This window comes from Kluyvera huaxiensis, from assembly GCF_040149365.1.
In the GTDB taxonomy this organism is placed as follows: Bacteria; Pseudomonadota; Gammaproteobacteria; order Enterobacterales; family Enterobacteriaceae; genus Kluyvera; species Kluyvera intermedia_A.
Window position 1 is genome coordinate 357,303 of the sequence record NZ_JBEFLV010000001.1, and the last position, 22,291, is coordinate 379,593.

Consider the following 22,291-nt stretch of genomic DNA (forward strand, 5'->3'; position numbering starts at 1 on the left):
GCTCATCTCCATTTACCTCCCTCCGTCCAGCGCAACCATCGCATCACGCGCCCACGATACCAACACGGTATTGCCGACCGATGGGCCATCCGCATTGAGTCCCGCTGAAAAGTTCGCCTGGCTCACCAGCAGCTTGCTACCGCCGTCGAGCAGTAGCTCATAGCGGGTAGCCGCCCCCTGATACTGCACCGCCTGCACCTGCCCTTTGGCCTGAACTTCTCCGCCCTCATTGAGCCGAATATGCTCCGGGCGCAGCGCCCAGCTTCCCGCCATACCGCACAGCGCTTGCGACGTTTCCGGGTCAAAGACGTTGGAGGTGCCGACGAAGCTGGCGACAAACGGCGTGCGTGGCCGCAGATAAAGCGCGCGCGGCGTGTCCACCTGCTCGATTCGTCCGTTGTTAAACACCGCCACCCGGTCAGACATCGACAGCGCTTCGCTCTGGTCGTGGGTGACGAAAATAAAGGTGATCCCCAGTTCCTGCTGGAGTTTCTTCAGCTCTAACTGCATCTGCTCGCGCAGTTTGAGATCCAGCGCCCCCAGTGGTTCATCGAGCAGCAGCACGCGTGGCTCGTTGACCAGCGCGCGGGCAATCGCCACCCGCTGACGCTGGCCGCCGGAAAGCTGCGACGGCTTACGCCCGCCAACAAAGCCCAGCGCCACTTTTTCCAGCGCCTGCGCGGCTTTGTTCTGGCGCTCTTTCTTCGCCACGCCTTTGACCATCAGCCCATAAGCAACGTTATCCAGCACCGACATGTGCGGAAACAGCGCGTAGTCCTGAAACACGGTATTGACGTCACGCTCCCACGGCGGCAGTTCACTGGCGAGTTGACCAAAGATAGAAATCGCCCCACCGGAGAGCTGTTCAAAGCCGGCGATCAGCCGCAGGCAGGTGGTTTTGCCGGAGCCTGACGGCCCCAGCATAGAGAAAAACTCACCATCGTGGATGGCGATACTGACGCCATCCACCGCCCGCACGTCACCATAAAGTCGCGAGACGTCATGAAACTCTACTGCATACGTCATGATGGACTCCTGGGTAATTAACGGCCGCCCATAATGGCGATATAGTCCTGCGTCCAGCGGCTATACGGAACATATTTCCCGCCTTCGGCAATTGGCGTTTTCCAGAAGGCAATTTTGTCAAAGAAGCTATAGCCATTGGTTTCACAGCCCTTATCGCCCAACAGCGCGCTGGCTTTACAGCCTTGGGCCACCACCGGCAACGAGCCAAACCAGGCCGCCACGTCGCCCTGAACCTTCGGCGTCAGTGACCAGTTCATCCACTTATAGGCGCAGACAGGGTGCTTCGCTTCGGCGTGCAGCATGGTGGTGTCCGCCCAGCCGGTAACGCCTTCTTTCGGGAACACGGTGGCAATCGGCTGCCCTTCACCTTTGAGCCCGTTGGCCTGATACGGCCAGGCGCTGGAGGCCACCACACCTTCATTTTTGAAGTCGCTCATCTGCACGGTGGTGTCATGCCAGTAGCGATGAATAAGCCCGTGCTGGTCGCGCAGGACTTTAAGCACCGCCTGATACTGTTCTTCCGTCAATTGATACGGGTCGCTAATACCCAACTGCGGCTGGGTGGCTTTGACAAACAGCGCCGCATCGGCAATGTAAATCGGGCCATCGTAGGCCTGCACGCGTCCCTGGTTGCTTTTGCCATCCGGCAGATTTTGCTTAACGAACACCACGTTCCAGGAGTCCGGCGGCGTTGGGAAGGTTTTGGTGTTGTACATCAGCAGGTTCGGCCCCCACTGATAAGGCGTGCCGTAGACTTTGCCATCGACGTTAAACCAGGCACCTTTGGCCAGTCTTGGGTCGAGGGTTTTCCAGTTTTCAATCAGGGCGGTGTTAATCGGCACCACGCGCTTACCCATAATCAGGCGCAGTGATGCATCACCGGAAGCCGTCACCAGATCGTAACCGCCTTTCGCCATCAGGCTGACCATTTCATCCGAGGTAGCGGCCGTTTTAACATTCACCTGGCAGCCAGATTCTTTTTCAAACTGGGTCACCCAATCATATTGCTTGTCGGTCTGGCCGCGTTCGATATATCCCGGCCAGGCAATAATATCCAACCGTCCTTCCCCTTTATTCAGCGAGGTCGGTGGTTCGGCGGCATTGGCGGTTGCCACAGTCATCACAAGCGCGCACAGGCTGCTGCGGGCAAATTTCTTGCTCATAAAGTTTTACTCCTGTCACAATGAAATTGAGCGGCAGCCGTGCCGTTAAAAATATCTCCCTGTTTAAAAATAGACGTCGCTATGCCAGCCACCTGTGCGGCCTTAAGAAATTTGTACAGGTTGTGACAAAGGGCGCATTCCGCAAAAATGCCATATCGGCAAAAGATATTCTGGATTATAGACAAGGAGTTACCGGTCACAGGTCGCTATGCGAATTTCCTATGACCGGAATAAAGACATCCCCGCTTAATGTGATTACACGGAGATAAATGAGGTGTTGGCAATTAACGCATTAACTGACGAATAAGCGTACCCAGCGTTTCTACCGCCTTATCTTCTCTTTCCCCCCAACCCCAGGCCGTATTAAAGCGGAAAAAAGAGGCCCAGTTATCGGTGGTGGAGAACATTTTGCCCGGCGCAATGCTGATATGGTGCTCCAGCGCTTTGGCGCTAAGCTGGCCGGCATCCATTCCCGCGGGTAATTCCACCCACAGAAAATAACCGTTTTCATTATGATGGATATGCACTTCCGGTGGCAGAGAGCGTAACAGCGACTGCCAGGCGAGCTGTTTACGCTCGGCTAACTGACGGCGCAAACGGCGCAGATGAGCGTCGTAGCGTTTGGTCGCCAGATAATCCACCAGCGCGAGCTGCATCGGTGAACTGGTCGAGAGCGTACTCATCAGCTGTAGATGCTGAATGCGGCGGGCGTGTTTCCCCGCCGCCACCCAGCCGATACGAAATCCCGGCACCAGACACTTCGAAAACGAGCTGCAGTGCAGCGTCATATCGTTTTTATCCCACGCCTTAGCAGGCAATGGCTTTTCCCGGCCAAAGTAGAGTTCGCTGTACACATCGTCTTCAATCAAGGTGACGTTATATTCGCTGAGAATCGCAATCAACCGGGCTTTCTTCTCCGGTGACAGGGTAAAACCCAGCGGGTTCTGGCTATTGGTCATCAGCCAGCAGGCTTTCACCGGATAGGTTTGCAGCGCCTGTACCAGCGCATCAAGATCGATGCCTTCTTTCACATCGGTCGCCACCGAAAGCGCTTTAAGCTTTAACCGCTCCAGCGCCTGTAGCGCGCCGTAAAAACAGGGATTTTCGATGATAACCCAGTCGCCCGGCTCGGTGACTGCCTGCAGGCTTAAATTCAGCGCTTCCAGGGCTCCGGCGGTGATCACAATCTCATCCGGCGAGATGGTCATCCCCTGCAAGGCGTAGCGACGGGCGATGGCATGGCGCAGTTCATCGTTGCCCGGCGGCAGGTTTTCAATCACGCTCATCGCGGTCGCGGTTTTACTGACCTGCGCCAGCGAGCGGTTAAGCTGCGGCAGTGGAAACAGTTTTGGGTCAGGAAAGGCCGAGGCAAACGGCAGTACCGCGGCGTTGCGGCTGGCCTGCAGGACTTCAAAAATATAGGTATTGATATCAACGGCGTTGTCCGGCATCACCTGCGCCGGTGCGGCAACCGGGCGCGTGACAACCGGACGTGGGGCGACATAATAACCGGACTGCGGACGCGCCACGATGCGCCCCTGGCTTTCCAGCAGCTGATAGGCGTGGCTCACGGTCATAAAACTCATCCCGCTATTCACTACCTGCTCGCGCAGCGACGGCAGTTTGTCGCCCGGCTGCCACACCCCAAGGGCTATCTGTTCCGTCATCTTCTCAGCGAGGCGCTGGTACTTTTTCATGGTTAATCCCGGTAACTCTAACTTAGCGTCTATATTATATCAGCGTTAAAAAATATGCATTTTTATGTAACTGATATAAGTCAGCGCATCCGCTCCCCCTCTTTTCTCACCCGACCAGGCTTCATTAACGCCGCCAATACCTCGCGTGAAATGGCCTGCTGAATTATTTTCATTTTTTTTGCATCCGTTTTCTTTCCTCAATCGTATTACTTGATGAGGGCAACAGAGTCCTTCTACGAAAACGTTAATGAGGAAATGAAAATGAAACAATTTCTGCCATCTCTTCTTCTTTCTGCACTGGTATTCAGCGGCGTAACTCAAGCAGCCATGATGGACAATAGCACCGTGATGGTTGGCGGAGCAGCGATGTATCCGTCAAAAAATATTGTGCAAAACGCGGTGAATTCTAAAGATCACACCACCCTGGTTGCGGCGGTAAAAGCTGCTGGATTGGTGCCAACCCTTGAAGGGACCGGGCCATTTACCGTTTTCGCCCCGACCAATACCGCATTCGAAAAATTACCTGCCAGGACCGTGGACTCGCTGCTTAAACCAGAAAATAAACAGAAACTCACCTCAGTTCTGACTTATCACGTGGTGGCTGGGAAATACGATATGAAGGCCCTTGAGAAAAAACTCAAAGCCGGTGGCGGTAAAGCTGAGCTTAAAACCGTCAACGGGGGATCTCTGTGGGTAATGGCAAATGGCCCGCATAATATTCAGCTAAAAGATGCTCACGGCAATATTGCCAACATCAGCACTTACGATGTTAATCAAAGTAACGGTGTAATTGACGTCATTGATACGGTGCTGATGCCATAAATGAATTGTTGCCTATACTGTGTGCAGCCACTCTCGTTGTGGCTGCACCTTTAATAGGGAAACCAATGACAACCAATGCAGCGCATATCCATGCAGGATTGATGAGCCAGATAGCCAGTGGTGATAAACAGGCCCTGGAACTGCTCTATAAAACGGTCTCACCCAGGTTATTCGGAATGATATTGCGCATTGTCAGACGCCGGGACTGGGCCGAAGAGATCCTTCACGATACCTTTATTCAGATCTGGCAAACGGCACTCTATTACGATGCGCAGCGCAGCGAACCGCAAATCTGGTTAAACCATATTGCCCGTAATCGCGCGATTGATTACCTGCGTAAACACGAGAATCGTTGCTGTTCAGTTGACGATATTAACGAAGCTGAAGAGATATCGCAGTTACCGCTGACCGCCGATGACGTTCATCAGGAAGCGAAACGGCTTCAACACTGTATGGAACATCTGCCCTCAGAACAGCGGCAAAGTATTGCTCTGGCCTATTACCGCGGATTGTCTCAAACCGAGATTGCGCTCTCATTGAACCAACCCGAAGGTACGGTTAAAAGTTGGATTCGCCGCGCATTGATCCATCTCCGGGAGTGCATTGGCCTATGAATACGCAAGAAAATGATGCCATCCTGGCCGCAGAATATGTACTTGGGCTGGTAGATAGCCAAACGCGCCAGCAGCTCGACAAACGCCTCAATGACGACGATGCCTTTGCCCAGCAGGTATTGCACTGGCAAAAAGCCTTCAGCGGTATGGATGCCCTCACCCCGGATAGCGTGCCGTCGCCCGAAATCTGGCAAAAAATCGCGCGCAAAGTAAAGCACGATACAGCGCCGCCGACTCCGCTTCGGCCCGCAACGTGGCTCGGCTGGTCGCTTGCCGCCGCCCTGGCAGGGATACTGATTTTTACCTCGGTGAGAAAACCAGAAACGGTACCGGTGATGCAGCCCGTCGCCATCCTGAACGGCACCCAATCCGACGCGCAGTTTGTGGTCAGTCTCGACAAATCAACCCGCCTTATTCAGGTCTCAGCGCTGAACGTCGCACTTCCTGAATCAAAGAATCTGCAACTGTGGTTGATTAAAGGCCATGAGCCACCACAAGCGCTAGGGCTTATCACCCAGCCCGGTCGCAATGAGTTCCAGCTTGAGGCCGGTGCGCTGGATAACCAGACGACCCTGGCGGTCAGCCTTGAGCCGATTGGCGGGTCGAAACTCACCGGACCGTCCGGCCCTATCGTCTTTATGGGCAAAATTAGCCTGTCGGGTTGAGAGAACTGTTATGTATTAATACCGCCTGACTGTCTCTGCAACCCGCAGCTGGCGAGCTTTAAAATCAAGACCGAGTCATTTATCTCCACGGAGTCTGCATGTTCGGTCTTGATGCGTTTCACCTCGCGCGCATACAGTTTGCGTTTACCGTTTCATTTCACATTATCTTCCCCGCCATCACCATCGGTCTTGCCAGCTATCTGGCGGTGCTGGAAGGACTATGGCTGAAAACCCGCAATCCAGTCTGGCGGTCGCTGTACCAGTTCTGGTCTAAAATATTTGCCGTCAACTTCGGCATGGGCGTGGTTTCCGGGCTGGTCATGGCCTACCAGTTTGGCACCAACTGGAGCGGTTTTTCCCAGTTCGCCGGCAGCATTACCGGCCCGCTGTTAACCTATGAAGTGCTCACCGCCTTCTTCCTCGAAGCCGGTTTCCTTGGCGTGATGCTGTTCGGCTGGAACCGCGTTGGGCCTGGACTGCACTTCTTCGCTACCTGCATGGTGGCACTGGGGACGATTATCTCCACCTTCTGGATCCTGGCCTCAAACAGCTGGATGCAGACGCCGCAGGGCTATGAGATTGTCAACGGCCAGGTGGTCCCGGTCGACTGGTTCGCGGTGGTGTTTAACCCATCATTCCCTTACCGCCTGTTCCACATGTCCATCGCGGCGTTTCTCAGCAGCGCGCTGTTTGTCGGCGCTTCAGCGGCGTGGCACCTGCTGCGAGGCAACCAAACGCCGGCAATTCGGATCATGTTCTCCATGTCGCTGTGGATGACGCTTATCGTCGCCCCGATTCAGGCGATGGTCGGTGATATGCACGGTCTCAATACCCTAAAGCATCAGCCCGCTAAAATTGCGGCGATTGAAGGACACTGGGAAAATGTACCGGGTGAACCGACGCCACTGCTACTGTTCGGCTGGCCGGACATGGAACAGGAGCGGACCCGCTACGGCCTGGAGATCCCGGCGCTGGGCAGCCTGATTCTTACCCACAGTCTGGATAAACAGGTGCCGGCGTTGAAAGAGTTCGCCCCGCAAGACCGTCCCAATGCCACCATTGTGTTCTGGTCATTCCGCATCATGGCCGGGCTGGGCATGCTTATGCTGCTGCTGGGTGTCGCGGCCCTATGGTTACGTAAACGACAGACGCTTTACACCTCCCGTCCGTTCCTGTGGTTTGCTCTGCTGATGGGGCCTTCCGGGCTGGTGGCGATTCTCGCCGGCTGGGTCACTACCGAAGTGGGTCGTCAGCCCTGGGTGGTCTATGGCCTACAGCGGACGGTGGATGCGGTCTCAGCGCACGGCGATCTGCATATGAGTATCAGTCTACTGGCGTTCTTCGTGGTCTATACCTCGGTGTTCGGCGTCGGCTACAGCTATATGGTTCGCTTAATTCGTAAAGGGCCACAGCCTTTCAACGTCGAACCACACGGCACGCCAGCGCGTCCATTATCCGCCGCCATTACCCCGATTGCTCATCAGGAGGACCGCCCATGAGCCTCGACCTCTCTATTATCTGGTTCGTGATTATCGTATTCGCCACACTGATGTATATCGTCATGGATGGCTTTGATCTGGGGATTGGCATCCTGTTTCCCTTTACCCGCAGTCCGCAGGATCGCGACCTGATGGTCAACAGCGTGGCTCCAGTGTGGGATGGTAACGAAACCTGGCTGGTGCTCGGCGGCGCAGGGCTATTTGGCGCTTTCCCGCTGGCCTATGCGGTGATTATCGATGCCCTCACCATTCCCTTAACGTTGATGCTGGTGGGATTAATCTTCCGCGGCGTGGCCTTTGAGTTCCGTTTTAACGCGACCCCATCGCATCGCCCATTCTGGGATAAAGCGTTTATGTGCGGCTCAATTCTGGCAACCTTCTGCCAGGGTATCGTCGTCGGCGCGGTGATTAATGGTTTTGAAGTAACCGGACGCACCTACAGCGGTGGGCCGTTTAGCTGGTTAACACCGTTTACGCTGTTTTGCGGTGTGGGTCTGGTTGTCGCCTATGCCTTGCTGGGAGCAACCTGGCTGGTGATGAAAAGCGAATCAACGCTGCAAAACACCATGCGTAGAACGGCACGCGGGCTGCTGCTGACATTACTGGCGGTCATCGCCGTCATTAGCCTATGGACCCCGCTGGTACACAGTCAGATTGCCGAACGTTGGTTTAGCTTGCCGAATCTTTATTATTTGCTGCCGGTTCCGCTGTTGGTCATCATCGCCAGCGCCCTGCTGTGGCGTCATCTGGGACGAGATGCCAGCCACGTGCAGCCGTTTATCCTGACGCTGGTGCTGATATTTTTAGGCTTTAGCGGGCTTGGGATCAGCATCTGGCCTGCGATTATCCCGCCATCCATCACGCTCTGGCAGGCGGCGGCTCCCGAGCAAAGTCAGGAGTTTATGCTGATTGGCGCGCTGTTTATTATTCCGGTTATCCTGGTGTACACCTTCTGGAGCTACTACGTATTTCGCGGCAAAGTGCCGCAGGATGAGGGCTATCATTGATGAAAAGTCTGTGGTTTTCGCGAATTTTCTGGCTGGTGGCGCTGTGGGGCGGTAGCGTGCTGGCGCTGACAGTGGTAGGCGGACTGTTTCGCGTCCTGATGACTGCCGCCGGATTTAAATCCTAACATTACTAATCACTGTATTGCGACAAAAAGCCCGGCGAAATCGTCATTCGCCGGGCCTTCACCCTGTCCAGATTACCTACGCTTTGGCAGCGTTTTCAGCAGATCGTCAGGGCTGACCGATGCGACCACACTACCCGGTAGCGGCATCTTCAGAATGTGATTCTTCATTTTCCCTATCACGTGCATTTCGCATGGTCGGCAGTCGAATTTCAGCGTCAACACTTCGTCGCCGTTAATTAACTGCATCGGCGTTGCCTTCCAGCTCTTGATAGAGCCTTTGGCCTGCTTCGGACAGAGGTTGAAGGCAAAGCGCAGACAGTGCTTGGTGATCATCACCGGCACCTCGCCTTTTTCTTGATGCGCCTCATATGCCGCATCAATCAACTGCACGCCGTAGCGCTGATAGAATTCACGTGCTTTATGGTTATAAACGTTAGCGAGGAAGCTCAAATGGCTATCCGGATAAACCGGCGGCGGATTGGCAACCGCCTTACGTTGTCCACGACGATAGCCTTCCAGACGGGCTTTATCGAGCATCTCTACCGTTTCACGGCGCAGTTGATTGAGCATACTGTTCGGCACAAACAGCGCCTCGGGCAGCATCACGTCAACGTTACGCGCGTAATACAGGGTTTGCCCAAGTTTACTGACCCCATCCTGCAACTGCTGCAACGCTTTTTCGGCATTGTTGGCGGCGGCAAATTCACCATCCAGCGTATGGGTGACGCAAACGCCGTCCTCGCTGGTTAGCGTCAGAATTAATTGTTCCTGCCAGCCGGACAGCGCAATATCCACGGCCACTCGACGCTCGCTGGAAGTTTTAAGCAGCGCCTGCTGCCAGTTATGATCAAGGTTACGGTTTAGCACCTGATTCGGTCGGACTTTATACAGATCGGCAGGCATTTCGTTTGGCTGCACGCGATAACGGTTCTCACCGATTTTCTCCACGGTATTGGCGCGAAAACCGACCACTTCGCGCTTAATCAGCACATTCAAACCATCACCGTTTGCCAGCGGCTCCGTCACTTCAACGTCCAGCGTATCTTTGTTGACCTTCAGCACTTCGCCTACCGGCAGGCCGACAAATTTTGGCGAGTCGAACGCACCGATATTCATCTGCCGCTCGTTGACAAAATAATCGGTGCTGCCGCGATGAAAAGTTTTATCCGTGGATGGCACGAAGAAGTGCTCCGTACGGCCAGCAGAAGATCGCGTGAAGCCGCCGCGCGCCTCGATCAGGGAATCGAGCATCTGGCGATAGTGTGCCGTAATGTTCTTCACGTAGCTCATGTCTTTGTAGCGCCCTTCAATCTTGAAGGAACGCACGCCCGCGTCGATGAGCGCGCCGAGGTTGGCGGTTTGATCGTTATCTTTCATCGACAGCAGGTGTTTTTCGAACGCCACCACCCGCCCCTGATCGTCTTTCAGCGTGTACGGTAAACGGCAGGCCTGCGAGCAATCACCACGGTTAGCGCTGCGCCCGGTCTGGGCATGGGAAATATTACATTGCCCGGAATAGGCCACGCACAGCGCACCGTGGATAAAGAATTCAATCGTGGCATCGGTCGCGTCGTGAATCGCTTTTATCTGCGACAGATTTAGCTCGCGCGCCAGCACTATCTGGCTGAAACCGACGTCGGAGAGAAATTTGGCTTTTTCCACACTGCGGATATCGCATTGGGTACTCGCATGCAGCTCAATAGGCGGGATATCAAGCTGCAAAATCCCCATGTCCTGGACAATCAATGCATCGACGCCGGTCTCATACAGGCGAGTAATCAGCTGCTGTGCGGGCTCCAGCTCGTCATCATGCAAAATCGTATTGAGCGTAATAAAGATTTTCGCGCCATAACGGTGAGCAAACGGCACCAGCTCAGCAATATCCTGCAGGCTGTTGCTGGCATTATGCCGCGCGCCAAAACCCGGACCGCCGATATACACGGCGTCGGCACCATGGAGGATGGCTTCACGGGCAATTGCCGTATCACGGGCAGGGCTAAGGAGTTCAAGATGAGCGTTCTGCGGGTACATACAATCGGGATTATCCAGTAGGTTCACAAAATATGTGGCTATTGTAGCCAGAAGCCACGACAGACGAAATCATTTCCCCCAGAGCAGCTCACGAATAGCTTATTTTCAACAACCTATTGCCGAATTAGGCATTTCCACCGGCGACGGTGCTACGATAAATTTACTCACGTATTCCGGACTTCCTCGTAACGGCCACGTTATGGTTCATTGTCGTGATTTGCCGCAGGCTTGCCTGCGGCTTTTTCTTTGGGGTAATGGATAATAGAGTGAAAGTGCGCGGTCTGCTCGCCGCTGTTGCGGTAAGCGTGAGCCAGATCGCCTGCAAAGCGTAACCCCACCCCGGCGCAAAGCGATTGCCATTGCCCATCGACACACATATCCAGCGTCCCGCTAATCACCACCACGTGCTCAATGACCCCTTTTTCATGCGGCGTGGATTCACTGACCGCGCCAGGCGCGAGGGTAATAGAGAAATGGTCAAAACACAGTTCAGGGTCCCAGGGGAACACCGGCGTAACCACCATCGCCTGCTGCTGTGGGTCAAAGGCCTGTTCGCCGCTCGACTCTGGCGGCGTGATAAAGACGGAGAATGGGACGTTCAGTCCGGTGGCAATTTTCCATAAGATCGCCACGGTCGGGCTGGATTCGTTACGTTCAATTTGCCCGAGCATGGCCTTCGACACCCCGGTCTCTTCCGCCAGCTTCGACAAGCTCCAGCCTCGCTGCTGACGCAGAGTTTTCAGCGTCGCAGCAAGATATTGCGCAATATTCATTCCACCTCCGTTTCATTGCCTGATGCCAGTATACCCCACTCATCCTGCCACATTTTAGCAAATGAGTAATGGCGGTTGTACGCTATAACGCACAATGCTACAGTATTTGGATGTTATAACGCACAAGAGAATTCCAATGCGCTCTGCTCTCGTTCCTTTTCCCACTCTGCTCGCTGGGTTTGTCGCAGTCCTGGTAGGCTATGCCAGCTCGGCGGCGATTATCTGGCAGGCGGCCGCCGCAGCTGGCGCCAGCGCGCTGCAAATTTCCGGATGGATGACGGCGCTTGGCCTGGCGATGGGCGTCAGTACGCTGGTGCTCACCTTATGGCGTAAAGTCCCCATTTTAACCGCCTGGTCGACGCCCGGCGCGGCGCTGCTGGTGGGAAGTTTGCAAGGCGCCTCGCTCAATGACGCAGTGGGGATTTTTATCTTCGCCAATGCGCTAATCGTCCTGTGCGGCTTAACCGGCTGGTTCGCAAAGCTCATGAAACTGATTCCCCATTCGCTGGCCGCTGCCATGCTAGCCGGTATTCTGCTGCGTTTCGGCCTTGAGGCATTTGCCACATTACAGGGGCATCTGCTGCTTTGCGGCAGTATGCTGGTGGGATGGCTGCTATTTAAAGCATTGGCCCCGCGTTACGCGGTCGTTGCGGCGCTGGCGGTTGGAATGATCGTCGCGGCAATAAAAGGTGACATTGTCACCGATTCCTTGAGCATGGCTTTTGTTGCGCCGCAGTACATTGCCCCTCATTTCTCCATAACCCAGTTGCTGAGCATCGGCATCCCGTTCTTTCTGGTGACGATGGCATCGCAAAACGCGCCGGGGCTGGCAACGCTTCAGGCTTCAGGTTATCACGTCCCGGTTTCACCGTTGATTGTCATCAGCGGCGCGTTTGGCCTACTTCTGGCCCCGTTTGGCGTTTATTCGGTATGTATTGCCGCCATTACCGCCGCCATCTGCCAGAGTCCGGATGCCCACACGGATCCGCAAAAACGCTGGCTCGCAGCGGCAGCGGCCGGCGTTTTCTATCTGTTGGCGGGGATTTTTGGCGGTTCAATCACTGCGCTCATGGCGGCGCTTCCTACCGTGTGGATCCAGATGCTGGCCGGGCTGGCGCTGCTCGGCACTCTCGGCGGGAGTCTGTTTCAGTCGCTGAACGTGGCGCATGAACGCGACGCGGCGCTGGTGACGTTTCTGGTCACCGCCAGCGGCATCACGCTTGTCGGCATTGGTTCCGCATTCTGGGGATTGGTGATTGGCGGGATAAGCTTTGCGCTGTTATCCCGCAAGCGCGGCGCGTAGCTGAGAAGGCGTACTGCCGGTGGCCGCTTTGAAGCGGTTGCTGAAATGGCTGGCAGAGCTATACCCGCAGTTTAGCGCAATCTCGGTGAGCGGCAGCGTGGTGTAACGCACCTGCTGCTGCGCTTTGTCCATTCGCCGCTGCATCACGTACTGGTGCGGCGCAAGCCCCACCGACTGACGAAACATGCGCGCAAAGTGGTATTCGCTTAAGCTCGCCTGCGCGGCTAAATCCGCCAGGGTTAATGGCGTAGAAAGCTGGCCGTCAATATACTCCAGCGTATTACGCAAAACGCCGGGCGATAAGCCACCGGTGACGGTCGGAAGCCGCCACTTTATGTTGGCATAGTTCTGCAAAAGATGAGTTAACAGCAGCGTGCTGGCGCTGCTTAACGTCAGCTGATTTGCCGCCTGTTGCCAGTCGTAGCTCAGCAAGAACTGGCGATACAGTAAGGTGATTTTCGCATCATCGCCGAAAATCTGTTCATCCAGGCTGAGCGAGGCCGGGCTGCGATCCCACACCTGTTCGCCGACTTTGCGCAGATGTTCTTCGGTGCAGTAGAGGTGCACAAATGACAGATCGCCGCGAATATCCCACGTTGACTCGCTGTCCTGCGGCATCAGACAAAAACGGTCTGGGCCACCGCCGTTTTTCCAGCCATGGGGCGTTTTCTGATAGCTTTCATAGCCGTCGGCTACATATAGACTGAGGGTGTGGTGATCGCTTTGTACCGTCAGGTTGTCGCATTTATTATACCAGGCCGCCAGTTGGATCCCGGAATTGAGCGCGACGGTTTCCTTCAGAACAGCGTTCTGGCTCTGTAATCTTTCAAACGTCGCGTAGGTGTGGGTCATTCATCTATCAGCCACCAATATCAATTACCCCAGTCTAGAGCCTGCGCGGCCCGGATTCCAGCACTCTGCGCATCGCGCCAGATAAAAAACCGCAAGAATATGCAAGTGCTTCGCAATCTTTTGCAAGCGCCCGCAGTCCGGTCACGACAGACTAGAGACATTATCGTGACTTGCTGTGAGGACTTATGAACGCGTTGCTTTATGCTCTGGTGGTGGTTATCTGGGGAACCACCTGGATTGCTATCTTTTTGCAACAGGGGCCGGTACCGGAGGCAGTGTCGATTTTCTGGCGCTTCGCCATCGCCAGCGGCACAATGCTGACCATCCTGCTGTGCCTGCGGCGCCTTCGCCCACTGACGCTGCGCGACCATCTATTCTGCGTGCTACAGGGCTGCTGTGTGTTCGGTTTTAACTTCCTGTGTTTTTATACCGCCGCTAAGTGGATTAACACCGGACTGGAGTCGGTAATTTTCTCGATGGCGGTGCTGTTTAACGCCATCAACAGTTTCCTGTTCTATCGCCAGACGCCGCCTAAGCGCTTTTATCTCGCCGCCTTTTTAGGCCTGGCGGGAATTATTACCCTGTTCTGGCAAGATTTGCGCGCGGTGGGCATGAGCAGCACGCTGCTGGCGGGAATATTACTGAGTGCATTGGGTACCTACGGATTCTCGTTGGGCAATATGCTCAGCATTCGTCATCAGCGTCGTGGGCTGGAAACATTGACCACCAACACTTGGGCAATGCTCTATGGTACCGCCATTATCGGCGTTATCGCCCTGCTGCGCGGCGATGATTTCAGCGTGCAATGGACGGTGGGCTATCTGGGTGCGCTGTTCTATCTGGCCATCTTCGGGTCAGTCATCGCCTTTGGCGTCTACTTCACCCTGGTCGGGCGAATTGGTGCCAGCAACGCGGCATACAGTACGCTGCTATTCCCGCTGGTGGCGCTGACGCTCTCGACGATGTACGAGGGCTATCAGTGGCACGCGAATGCCATTATCGGATTGGTGTTGATTTTATTGGGTAATCTGGTGATGTTTGCCAAGCCTCAGATCTGGCGTATTCCCTTCGCCAGCCGGGCCTGAAATTAACCCGGTATTAAAGTTTATATTCAGGGGTGTCGGTAGCAAAACGGAATAAAGTCGTTTAAGCCTGAAAAAATAAAGGGTGGCAAAATTTGCCACCCTTTATTTATAAAATAATGCGTCAGTTATTTCTGGTCTGGGTCGAATTTCACGGCATCAATCGCCATATCATCGATAACTTTTTTCAGCGTATCCAGCGTCAACTGCGTGTTTGAGTTCGCCAGGTTTTTCCCTTCGCCTTTACGGACAACTTTAATAACCGGCTTGTTGGTCGCGGCATCAATCACTTCGCCTTCAAAATAAAGGTTAGTGTCCATGGTACGGTGTCCCGTCGCAGCTTCAGTACCGGCGACTACCATCGCAATCGGAATGACTTCGTAGAACTGCAGACCTTCTTTACTGGAGTCTACCGCCGTGATTGCGCCACGGAAGATAAGGCTACGCGGGCCCGCTTTTGTCACCAGCGGCTTGCGATCGCTGAGGGATTTCTTCAATTCGGTATTGGTGTAGGCAAGAATGTCAGACAGCGCTTTTTGCCCAACCTGGGTCGTCGGTTTAGGAACCGGATAATACGTCACCGGGTTGTAGACGATGCTATCGTAGTTGCTTGATTTGTAATCCGGGGAGATCCAGCGCAGTTCTTTTTTTCCTGACGCCGACGTCACTTCCTTAAGGCCCGAATAGTCTTTTAAAAAACCTGAGTATTGTTCAGGTGTCGTTGTTTTTGAGGCACAGCCAGCCAATGCCATGACGCCCACAAGAGCGACCACTTTAAAAAAAGATTGAGTACGCATGAGAATAATCCCTGATAAATGCACAAATGCCAGTAAGTTATAGCAAAGGAATCAGGAGTTTGTCGCGACAAAAATGGAGGTTGCTCGCATTATTAATAAATAATGATTCACCAAATAACGGGCTTTCGCCCGTTATATAAATATCAATTATGATTGCTTACGTGCCAGCATCGTAGCAAAGCGTAATTTAATGCGATTTCCGTTTTCGTCGGTACGGTGTAACTCGCCAACATCTTCGTTATATTTCAGTAGATCCCAGCCGGCATAGTATTCTTTTAGTTCACCCGCTTTAAACGCGAACGGGAAACCAACGGTGCAGGGAAAATCATCGGTATCCATCGCCGCCACAATCAGATTGTAACCACCGGGCTTAGTGCAGCGCTGCATATTGGCAATCAGACCCGGGATCGTTTTGGCTTCGAGGAACATCATCACCACGGTCGAGAGGATGAAATCGTACTCGCCATCAAAGCTCAGCGCATTGAGATCCTCAATCGACGCCTGCAGGTTTTCCAGCCCTTCCGCATCGCGAATCGACAGCAGATTCTGAATGCTCATTGGGTTTTTATCCCATGCAGTGACATCGTAGCCATTTGCCGCAAGGTACAGACTGTTACGGCCATTGCCGCAGCCCAGATCGAGCGTTTTCCCCGGTTTAACGATAGTCGCCGCGTGCACCACATCGGAATGGGTGCGGGTCATACCATATTTTTCAGTGAAGTAGTTTTCATCACGAGTGGTCATTATTATTCATCCTTCGGTTTCATCAGTGTCGACGGTGCAACACGGGTCAAAAGTTTGCCCTGAAGTAGCAATAACAGCGTTCTTAGCAGCAGCAGGCCAATCACGATATTGGTGAAAATAAACAGCGGTAGCGCCAGGTTATGGAAAAATCCGGAGCCGCTGGCGTGGCCGAGATGCAGACCGGTAGACGCCAGCGCCGAAATGCCGAACGAGAAGCTCCAGAACGACGCGTTAAACGCCTGTCGGAGATACCAGGGCATCAGACGCAACATAAACAGTAATTGCAACAGACCGTAGCCAAACAGCATTTTGGCAAAGACATCCGCATGGCCGCCGTTGACGCTAAGCCAGGCGTTACAGGCCACTAAGGCCGGGGCTAACTGGATCCCCAGCGAAGTCCGCAACGGCACCGATAGCGTACCGCCGCTGCGTAGACGCTGCACGATAGCCGGTTCCAGCGTCAGCCAGGAGATGACGCCCGCGCCAAGAAACACCAGCCCGGCATCGTTAAAACCGAGCGCACCGCAGGCCATTGCACTGATAAAGTTGTTCGCCACGGTCGGCAAATAGAGTCCTGGCGTGGTGGCTTCGGCAGGATGTTCACCGCGCCATAAACCGGCGGTTTGCCACGCGGCGTAGCAAAGCTGGAGCACCACGCCTACGCTGAACAGCGCCAGGGCGAGCGTTCGCGACCACGGCGTAACGCCAATCGACACCAGCATGGTGGTTGCGGGAAACAGGCTCACAAAGCTGCTGGCAATCGGATGATTCATCTCCTGCCAGATGCTGTAAGGAAAACGCAGCGCCCGGGTCAGAAAAGACACCGTGAGCAACGACCACATGACGATCGCCAGAATCACTAGCCCATCGCCAATGGCATGGCTCACCGGCAAAATCGTGCTGGCGTAGCGCCAGGCGAAGCCCATACCGATAGTACCCAGTACCATGCCAAAATAGCCCGCAGGAAGATTAAGCACCCGGACTTCATCGTCTTTTTTATGCATTTTGTTTATAAATTAAAATATTATTTAAGTTGCATTTTAAATGATTCTTTATGCCGATGCTAGCGAGAAAAAGAGAACGCCCCGCCTTTTATGGCTGTGTGAATCACATGTTATAGCGCAGAATCGGCCGCTAAGTTCAGGTTTTGCTACAGTTAAAAAAAGCATAAATTCGGAACCTGTGATGAAAAAATACCGTCTTAGCGAGGAAAGTCGCACCGTACAAACCGGTGGACCCGGTGCTAAAGAAAGCCGGGTGGTTCGCCAGATTATCGCCCTGCGCGATTTTGCCGACGTTACCGCTGGTACGCCCGGTGGCTGGCTGGAAAATGAACGGTCGCTGAGCCACGACGGCGACTGCTGGATTTATGACGAAAATAGTCTGGTCTACGCCGATGCGCGAGTGGAAGGCAATGCCCGCGTGACCCGGCCCTGTGAAATCAGCCATCGGGCGTTAATCAGCGACAACGCCTGGGTCGATGCCAGCCACATCAGCCACCACGCTCGTCTAAGCGGCCATGTCGCGATACAGGATTCGCGGGTACATGGCGTTTGTCACCTGTTTGGCCATGCGCGGATAGCCGAACACAGCCAGGTCGTTGGCGCCAAAGGTTTAACCGCCGAACAGGACCGAGAGCTTCAAATCTACGATAGCGCCCGCCTTAGCCACTGCCGGGTGGTCCATCAGGCGCAAATCTACGGCAATGCGTGGCTCAATTATGCCTTTGTTGAACACCGGGCGGAGATTTATGACCACGCGCGTCTTGAAGGGAATGAAGAGAATAATATCTGGGTGTGCGACTGCGCGAAGGTTTACGGCAATGCCCACATTATTGCCGGATACGGCGAAGATGAGATCCCCACCCTGCGCTACAGCGCGCAGGTGGCTGAAAACGCGGTGGTTGAAGGCAACTGCGTGTTGAAACATCATGTGCTGGTCGGCGGCAACGCGCGATTACGCGGCGGCCCAATCCTGCTGGACGATCATGTTCTGGTGCAGGGAGACGTGCTGGTGACCGGCGATGTGCTGCTCGAGTATCACATTGATTTGACCGACAGCGTGGTGGTCGAAGCGTTGCCGGGAGAAGCGATTCATCTGCGGGGACGTAAATCATTGAACGGCGCGCAGCGTATTATTCGCACGCCGCTGTTTGGCGCGTTATGACCCGGACTTGTCGATAATCCGCGCGTAGATATTCTGGTCATGGAACCTATCGTTGAGGAACTCGGCCTGGCGTAAACACCCTTCCAGCAAAAAGCCGTTTCGCAGGGCGACCTGATTGCTGCGCAGGTTATCCACCCGGCATTTGATCACGAAGCGACGAATATCACCGCTCTCAACGTAGTAGCGAATAAAGGCCTGCAGCGCCGCCGAGAGGATCCCCTGACCCTGCGCACGTTCATCCAGCCAGTAGCCGATGTAGCCGGTCTTATTCGACGGTTCTATCTGGTTGAAGGAGAGCACACCGACCATTTTACCCTCGCAAAAAATCAGGAACATCTTAGCAATGCCGCGCTGATGCAACATCATATTACCCTGCACGTTCTGCCGGGTGTCCTGCTCGCTTTTCACGTACTGCGGCCAGTTCAGCGTCTGCTGCAACCATTCTCTATTGTCCAGCACCAGTTGATGCAGCTCGTGAATATGGCTTTCATTGACGGCCTGGAGAGAAAGCGTATCGCTGACGGGGATGGTTTCTGCGGGAGTCATGATAAAGAGGTTCCGTTCTGGAGAAAAAACCCGGCGTCGCGCTGCGCGGCCGGGCTATAGAGACATTACTTCATGATGCGGTCGTCAACGTACTGACGTTTGTCCGGTGCCGGCGGGAAGTATTGGTACAACCAGGTTTCGCTGATGGCATCGCCCTGACAGCGCAAGAACAGGCGCATATCCACCGGATCGGTCGAGTCTGAGGTCGGATACCAGTCGAACAGAATGCGGTAGCCGTCGAACGGTTCGACGTAGAGGATCTCAATCTGTTTCGCTTCGCCGCTGGAGAGCGTAATCACCGGTTCAATACCCTTCGGCGCGGCCGCTTTCAAATCGCCGCCGACGAAATCGATGGCGAAACGACGAGACCATTTCTCTGGGTAATGTTCGCCAGGCGCCCAACCTTCCGGGAAGCTGCCCATACCGGTGCGCGTGGCCAGCACGCGCGCCAGCGGTGAACGAATCGGCGGCATCGCACTCCAGTACAGACGGTAGCTGAAGTCCATGGTATCGCCGGCTTTCATCGGTTTTTCCGGCTGCCAGAAGCAAACGATGTTATCCAGCGTCTCACCGGTGGTCGGAATTTCCATCAGGCTGATGGCCCCTTTACCCCAATGATTGCGCGGCTCAACCCACAGGCTTGGGCGTTTGTTATACCAGCCCATCACGTCCTGATAGTGGGTGAAATCGCGATCCAGCTGCAGCAGACCAAAGCCTTTCGGGTTTTTATCCTGATAGGCGTTGAATTGCAGCTTCTGCGGGTTATTCAGCGGACGGCAAATCCACTCGCCGTTACCCAGCCACATCGCCAAACGATCGGAGTCGTGAATCTGTGGATGAATCGTGTCGCAGACCCGACGTTCGTTGTTGCCGCAGCTAAACATACTGGTCATCGGCGCGATGCCTAACTGTTTGATATCTTTACGCGCATAGATGTGGTTTTCCACATCCATGATCACCTGCGCTTGTTCGCAGTGCACCACGAATTTATAGGCACCGGTGACGCTGGCGCTATCGAGCAGTGCATAAACGGTAAAAGAGGTTGCCCCCGGTTTCGCCGTCTCAAACCAGAACGAGGTGAAGTCCGGGAACTCTTCCAGACTGTCGGTATAGGTATCAATCGCTAACCCACGTGCCGACAAACCGTACTGATAGGTGCTGTCCACCGCGCGGAAATAGCTGGCACCGAGGAATGACACGATATCACGGCGCGCCAGTTCCGGCGCTTTAAATACGCGGAAGCCAGCAAAACCAAGATCGGTCTGGCCTTCGAGTTGTTTAGTATCGACGCCCGCGTCGTTGTACTGGAACAGCTCCGGGCGGAAGTGAATTTCACGCGCCTGCTGGCTGGCTGGGTCGAGTGAGAACATACGTACGCGACGACGGAAACCCATCCCCACGTGGAAGAACTGCACGTCGAGCTGGCGCTCTTTAACGTTGTTCCACAGGGATTGTGACGCATCGTACTGAATGCTGTTGTAGGCCTGCGGCGTCAGCTTTGCCAGCGTATCCGGCAGCGCGCGCGGGGCTCCACTCCACGGCTGGCGCGACAAATCGTGCGCCATGGATTGCAGGACGTTGAAATCAAAACGACGCGTCTGGCCGTCGGCGATATCGGACTCCTGAGCCATCGCGGCCTGGGAGAAAAGCGATGAAAAACCGGAGGTACCACACACGGCGGCAACAGCCATTGAAGATTTGAGAAAGTGTCTGCGATTCATGCCTGGCAAAGCGTCCTTTTAAAGTCGGAATGCTGCAAAATAAAAACGGCCTCAGAACCGCCCACTCTAGACAAAATTGACTGATAATCCAATTGGTCAGCGAACAAAATCTGCTAGTCCAGATTCACATGATGTTTCATTACGCGTTTGAAGAGCGCCATCCGGGCACGCATAAAACGGTTTTCGACGCGAAAACCCGCGCGCTTGTTGAGGCCCATGCGCAATAAACGATCGCGACCACGAACCGCCGCCGGCCAGCGCACCGGCCCCGCCAGCACCGTATGGCTGGTGCTGGCATCGCGGGCGAAATTGACCCAGTAGTCTGCGACGCCGGCTGCAAACGCCAGGTCGTCCGCGGTGACATATTCACGTGACGGCGTTATCTGCCCGAGCGTATCGAAGATATAAGGCACTTCGTTACCGTGCCACGCGCCATGGAGATAGGTCTGGTGCTCGGCTTCGGCGACATAATCAAACCAGTAGCGCCAGCAGGGTTGATTAACCCGTTGCTGCGCCTGCATCACCACATAACCCAGGGTGGTAAATGCCATATCCCGGCAAACCTGTCGACCCAGCGCTTCATCGCCCTTCACGCCCGGATACAGCAGCTTAATCAGCCCTAACCCCAAACGCCTTTCCCGACGCAGCTTCTGAATCTGCCCGGCAAGGTCGACGCCAAATACCGGCATCACGCTGGCTTCATCACTGTTGGAACCCACCAACACCGGCATAGCGTGTTGTTTTCCGGCATAGAAAACGTCGAGCATTGGCTGCGGTAAAACCGCATCGCCGACGATAGGTACCGGCCCGATATTATGGCAATCATCAAGTGACCAGAAGGCATCGGCGGGCAGTTCTCGTAGCCTGTCCGCAGTGGCATTGGGGAGATTGAGATGTTCAGCCAGCCGCTCACCGCGAGCCAGCGCCGTCTCTCGCGGAAGATCCGGTAAGGTGTAACTGCTCTGGATAATCGCTTTATGGAACAGCCCGTGCGCTTTCGGCGAGGTCATCAACGACATTACGCTGCGCGCACCAGCAGACTCACCAAATAAAGTGACGTTGTCACGATCACCACCAAAGGATGCGATATTCTCTTGCACCCAGCGCAGCGCAGCGATTTGATCCATTAAACCAAAGTTATACAGCCGTTCACCGTCTTCACCTTCCAGCGCGGGATGGGCAAAAAAGCCCAAATGCCCAAGGCGATAGTTGATCGTCACCACCACCGCGCCGCGTTTTGCCAGCGCTTTACCATCGTAGGGAGGCAGACCACCCGCGCCGATGGAATAACCGCCGCCGTGCAGCCAGACCATCACCGGCAGGCTGGCCGAGCGTTCGGCGGGCGACCAAACGTTGAGATAGAGGCAATCTTCGGAAAAATGGCCCGGATCGCCGCCCCCCAACGCCACACAATATTCGCTGTTTTGCCAGCTTGATGCGGGGAAATGAGCGGCCTGACGCACACCGCCCCACGGCGTTACCGGCTGCGGCGCGCGCCAGCGTAGAGCGCCGACTGGCGCTGCGGCGTAAGGAATACCGCGCCACAGATGGATATCCCCGTCCACCACTCCCGACAACGTTCCCTGCTGAGTTTCCACGCGGGTTGAAGCATTCTGCATGAATCTGTCCTTTTTACTTTCAATCCCTGCAGAGTACCC

General features: G+C 54.7%; 21 protein-coding genes. 9 read left to right on the top strand and 12 right to left on the bottom strand.

All coding sequences use genetic code 11. The features are described from left to right. Window positions 1–12: 12 nt before the first annotated feature. From ABOC97_RS01745 to ABOC97_RS01755, 3 genes are all read right to left on the bottom strand, one after another. Window positions 13–1,026 (bottom strand): ABC transporter ATP-binding protein, encoded by a 1,014-nt coding sequence (locus ABOC97_RS01745; RefSeq protein WP_349593281.1) that lies wholly within the window; start codon window positions 1,024–1,026, stop codon window positions 13–15. A 17-nt stretch (window positions 1,027–1,043) separates the two neighbouring features. Next, window positions 1,044–2,189, bottom strand: a complete 1,146-nt coding sequence (gene ydcS / locus ABOC97_RS01750; RefSeq protein ID WP_349593284.1) for a putative ABC transporter substrate-binding protein YdcS — start codon at window positions 2,187–2,189, stop codon at window positions 1,044–1,046. A 284-nt stretch (window positions 2,190–2,473) separates the two neighbouring features. Next, complete coding sequence (locus ABOC97_RS01755) at window positions 2,474–3,886, bottom strand: aminotransferase-like domain-containing protein (protein WP_234506280.1); 1,413 nt, start codon at window positions 3,884–3,886, stop codon at window positions 2,474–2,476. Window positions 3,887–4,147: 261 nt separating this feature from the next. Here ABOC97_RS01755 and ABOC97_RS01760 point away from each other — a divergent pair, with 261 nt between their 5' ends. The 6 genes from ABOC97_RS01760 (at window position 4,148) to ABOC97_RS01785 (ending at window position 8,618) form a co-directional block, all read left to right on the top strand. Continuing rightward, window positions 4,148–4,708 (top strand): fasciclin domain-containing protein, encoded by a 561-nt coding sequence (locus tag ABOC97_RS01760; RefSeq protein WP_349593287.1) that lies wholly within the window; start codon window positions 4,148–4,150, stop codon window positions 4,706–4,708. A gap of 65 nt (window positions 4,709–4,773) precedes the next feature. After that, the gene (locus ABOC97_RS01765) at window positions 4,774–5,322 is read left to right on the top strand and encodes a sigma-70 family RNA polymerase sigma factor (protein ID WP_349593290.1); all 549 of its coding nucleotides are present in this window, start codon (window positions 4,774–4,776) and stop codon (window positions 5,320–5,322) included. After that, window positions 5,319–5,987 (top strand): anti-sigma factor, encoded by a 669-nt coding sequence (locus ABOC97_RS01770; protein ID WP_349593293.1) that lies wholly within the window; start codon window positions 5,319–5,321, stop codon window positions 5,985–5,987. The genes ABOC97_RS01765 and ABOC97_RS01770 overlap by 4 nt, the downstream gene beginning before the upstream one ends. A 98-nt stretch (window positions 5,988–6,085) precedes the next feature. Beyond that, window positions 6,086–7,486 (top strand): cytochrome ubiquinol oxidase subunit I, encoded by a 1,401-nt coding sequence (locus ABOC97_RS01775; RefSeq protein WP_349593296.1) that lies wholly within the window; start codon window positions 6,086–6,088, stop codon window positions 7,484–7,486. After that, the gene (gene cydB, locus ABOC97_RS01780) at window positions 7,483–8,493 is read left to right on the top strand and encodes a cytochrome d ubiquinol oxidase subunit II (protein ID WP_349593299.1); all 1,011 of its coding nucleotides are present in this window, start codon (window positions 7,483–7,485) and stop codon (window positions 8,491–8,493) included. The genes ABOC97_RS01775 and cydB overlap by 4 nt, the downstream gene beginning before the upstream one ends. Beyond that, the gene (locus ABOC97_RS01785) at window positions 8,493–8,618 is read left to right on the top strand and encodes a DUF2474 domain-containing protein (protein WP_234506249.1); all 126 of its coding nucleotides are present in this window, start codon (window positions 8,493–8,495) and stop codon (window positions 8,616–8,618) included. Before cydB ends, ABOC97_RS01785 begins: the two co-directional genes overlap by 1 nt. A 72-nt stretch (window positions 8,619–8,690) precedes the next feature. On the opposite strand, the gene ABOC97_RS01790 is transcribed toward ABOC97_RS01785, so the two are convergent. Both ABOC97_RS01790 and ABOC97_RS01795 read right to left on the bottom strand, forming a co-directional pair. Continuing rightward, window positions 8,691–10,649 (bottom strand): peptidase U32 family protein, encoded by a 1,959-nt coding sequence (locus ABOC97_RS01790; protein WP_349593302.1) that lies wholly within the window; start codon window positions 10,647–10,649, stop codon window positions 8,691–8,693. 197 nt (window positions 10,650–10,846) lie between these two features. Next, a complete protein-coding gene (locus ABOC97_RS01795) occupies window positions 10,847–11,422 on the bottom strand; it encodes a helix-turn-helix domain-containing protein (RefSeq protein WP_349593305.1) in 576 nt (191 codons plus the stop codon). 94 nt (window positions 11,423–11,516) lie between these two features. On the opposite strand from ABOC97_RS01795, the gene ABOC97_RS01800 reads away from it, so the two are divergent. Continuing rightward, window positions 11,517–12,725, top strand: a complete 1,209-nt coding sequence (locus ABOC97_RS01800; RefSeq protein WP_349593308.1) for a benzoate/H(+) symporter BenE family transporter — start codon at window positions 11,517–11,519, stop codon at window positions 12,723–12,725. On the opposite strand, the gene ABOC97_RS01805 is transcribed toward ABOC97_RS01800, so the two are convergent. Beyond that, entirely contained in the window at window positions 12,702–13,577 is an 876-nt protein-coding gene (locus ABOC97_RS01805) for an AraC family transcriptional regulator (RefSeq protein WP_349593311.1), read from the bottom strand. The genes ABOC97_RS01800 and ABOC97_RS01805 overlap by 24 nt on opposite strands. A 185-nt stretch (window positions 13,578–13,762) precedes the next feature. Between ABOC97_RS01805 and ABOC97_RS01810 the strand changes: the two genes are divergently transcribed. Further along, complete coding sequence (locus ABOC97_RS01810; protein WP_349593314.1) at window positions 13,763–14,662, top strand: DMT family transporter; 900 nt, start codon at window positions 13,763–13,765, stop codon at window positions 14,660–14,662. Window positions 14,663–14,787: 125 nt separating this feature from the next. Here ABOC97_RS01810 and ABOC97_RS01815 read toward each other — a convergent pair whose 3' ends face one another. From ABOC97_RS01815 to tehA, 3 genes are all read right to left on the bottom strand, one after another. Further along, entirely contained in the window at window positions 14,788–15,456 is a 669-nt protein-coding gene (locus ABOC97_RS01815) for a DUF3313 domain-containing protein (RefSeq protein WP_349593317.1), read from the bottom strand. Between the two features lie 147 nt (window positions 15,457–15,603). Next, window positions 15,604–16,200, bottom strand: coding sequence for a tellurite resistance methyltransferase TehB (gene tehB, locus ABOC97_RS01820; RefSeq protein WP_234506228.1), 597 nt, complete (start codon window positions 16,198–16,200; stop codon window positions 15,604–15,606). 2 nt (window positions 16,201–16,202) lie between these two features. After that, a complete protein-coding gene (gene tehA / locus ABOC97_RS01825; RefSeq protein WP_349593320.1) occupies window positions 16,203–17,204 on the bottom strand; it encodes a dicarboxylate transporter/tellurite-resistance protein TehA in 1,002 nt (333 codons plus the stop codon). Window positions 17,205–17,385: 181 nt separating this feature from the next. Here tehA and ydcK point away from each other — a divergent pair, with 181 nt between their 5' ends. Next, window positions 17,386–18,366 (top strand): YdcK family protein, encoded by a 981-nt coding sequence (ydcK, locus tag ABOC97_RS01830; protein ID WP_349593323.1) that lies wholly within the window; start codon window positions 17,386–17,388, stop codon window positions 18,364–18,366. On the opposite strand, the gene rimL is transcribed toward ydcK, so the two are convergent. The 3 genes from rimL to ABOC97_RS01845 all read right to left on the bottom strand — a co-directional run bounded on the left by rimL (window position 18,361) and on the right by ABOC97_RS01845 (window position 22,252). After that, on the bottom strand, window positions 18,361–18,912 hold the full coding sequence (gene rimL / locus ABOC97_RS01835) for a 50S ribosomal protein L7/L12-serine acetyltransferase (RefSeq protein ID WP_349593326.1): 552 nt from the start codon (window positions 18,910–18,912) through the stop codon (window positions 18,361–18,363). The genes ydcK and rimL overlap by 6 nt on opposite strands. Before the next feature lie 65 nt (window positions 18,913–18,977). Next, a complete protein-coding gene (locus ABOC97_RS01840) occupies window positions 18,978–20,633 on the bottom strand; it encodes a glucan biosynthesis protein D (protein ID WP_349593329.1) in 1,656 nt (551 codons plus the stop codon). 113 nt (window positions 20,634–20,746) lie between these two features. After that, on the bottom strand, window positions 20,747–22,252 hold the full coding sequence (locus ABOC97_RS01845; protein WP_349593332.1) for a carboxylesterase/lipase family protein: 1,506 nt from the start codon (window positions 22,250–22,252) through the stop codon (window positions 20,747–20,749). Window positions 22,253–22,291: the final 39 nt, after the last annotated feature.

Coding starts and splice junctions, on each gene's coding strand:
- ABOC97_RS01775 (WP_349593296.1), top strand. CDS start 6,086: ATGTTCGGTCTTGATGCGTTTCACCTCGCGCGCATACAGTTTGCGTTT.
- tehB (WP_234506228.1), bottom strand. CDS start 16,200: ATGACCACTCGTGATGAAAACTACTTCACTGAAAAATATGGTATGACC.
- ydcK (WP_349593323.1), top strand. CDS start 17,386: ATGAAAAAATACCGTCTTAGCGAGGAAAGTCGCACCGTACAAACCGGT.
- ABOC97_RS01810 (WP_349593314.1), top strand. CDS start 13,763: ATGAACGCGTTGCTTTATGCTCTGGTGGTGGTTATCTGGGGAACCACC.
- tehA (WP_349593320.1), bottom strand. CDS start 17,204: ATGCATAAAAAAGACGATGAAGTCCGGGTGCTTAATCTTCCTGCGGGC.
- ABOC97_RS01795 (WP_349593305.1), bottom strand. CDS start 11,422: ATGAATATTGCGCAATATCTTGCTGCGACGCTGAAAACTCTGCGTCAG.
- ABOC97_RS01770 (WP_349593293.1), top strand. CDS start 5,319: ATGAATACGCAAGAAAATGATGCCATCCTGGCCGCAGAATATGTACTT.
- ABOC97_RS01745 (WP_349593281.1), bottom strand. CDS start 1,026: ATGACGTATGCAGTAGAGTTTCATGACGTCTCGCGACTTTATGGTGAC.
- ABOC97_RS01785 (WP_234506249.1), top strand. CDS start 8,493: ATGAAAAGTCTGTGGTTTTCGCGAATTTTCTGGCTGGTGGCGCTGTGG.
- ABOC97_RS01800 (WP_349593308.1), top strand. CDS start 11,517: ATGCTACAGTATTTGGATGTTATAACGCACAAGAGAATTCCAATGCGC.
- rimL (WP_349593326.1), bottom strand. CDS start 18,912: ATGACTCCCGCAGAAACCATCCCCGTCAGCGATACGCTTTCTCTCCAG.
- ABOC97_RS01845 (WP_349593332.1), bottom strand. CDS start 22,252: ATGCAGAATGCTTCAACCCGCGTGGAAACTCAGCAGGGAACGTTGTCG.
- ABOC97_RS01815 (WP_349593317.1), bottom strand. CDS start 15,456: ATGCGTACTCAATCTTTTTTTAAAGTGGTCGCTCTTGTGGGCGTCATG.
- ABOC97_RS01840 (WP_349593329.1), bottom strand. CDS start 20,633: ATGAATCGCAGACACTTTCTCAAATCTTCAATGGCTGTTGCCGCCGTG.
- ABOC97_RS01805 (WP_349593311.1), bottom strand. CDS start 13,577: ATGACCCACACCTACGCGACGTTTGAAAGATTACAGAGCCAGAACGCT.
- ABOC97_RS01765 (WP_349593290.1), top strand. CDS start 4,774: ATGACAACCAATGCAGCGCATATCCATGCAGGATTGATGAGCCAGATA.
- ABOC97_RS01790 (WP_349593302.1), bottom strand. CDS start 10,649: ATGTACCCGCAGAACGCTCATCTTGAACTCCTTAGCCCTGCCCGTGAT.
- ABOC97_RS01755 (WP_234506280.1), bottom strand. CDS start 3,886: ATGAAAAAGTACCAGCGCCTCGCTGAGAAGATGACGGAACAGATAGCC.
- cydB (WP_349593299.1), top strand. CDS start 7,483: ATGAGCCTCGACCTCTCTATTATCTGGTTCGTGATTATCGTATTCGCC.
- ydcS (WP_349593284.1), bottom strand. CDS start 2,189: ATGAGCAAGAAATTTGCCCGCAGCAGCCTGTGCGCGCTTGTGATGACT.
- ABOC97_RS01760 (WP_349593287.1), top strand. CDS start 4,148: ATGAAACAATTTCTGCCATCTCTTCTTCTTTCTGCACTGGTATTCAGC.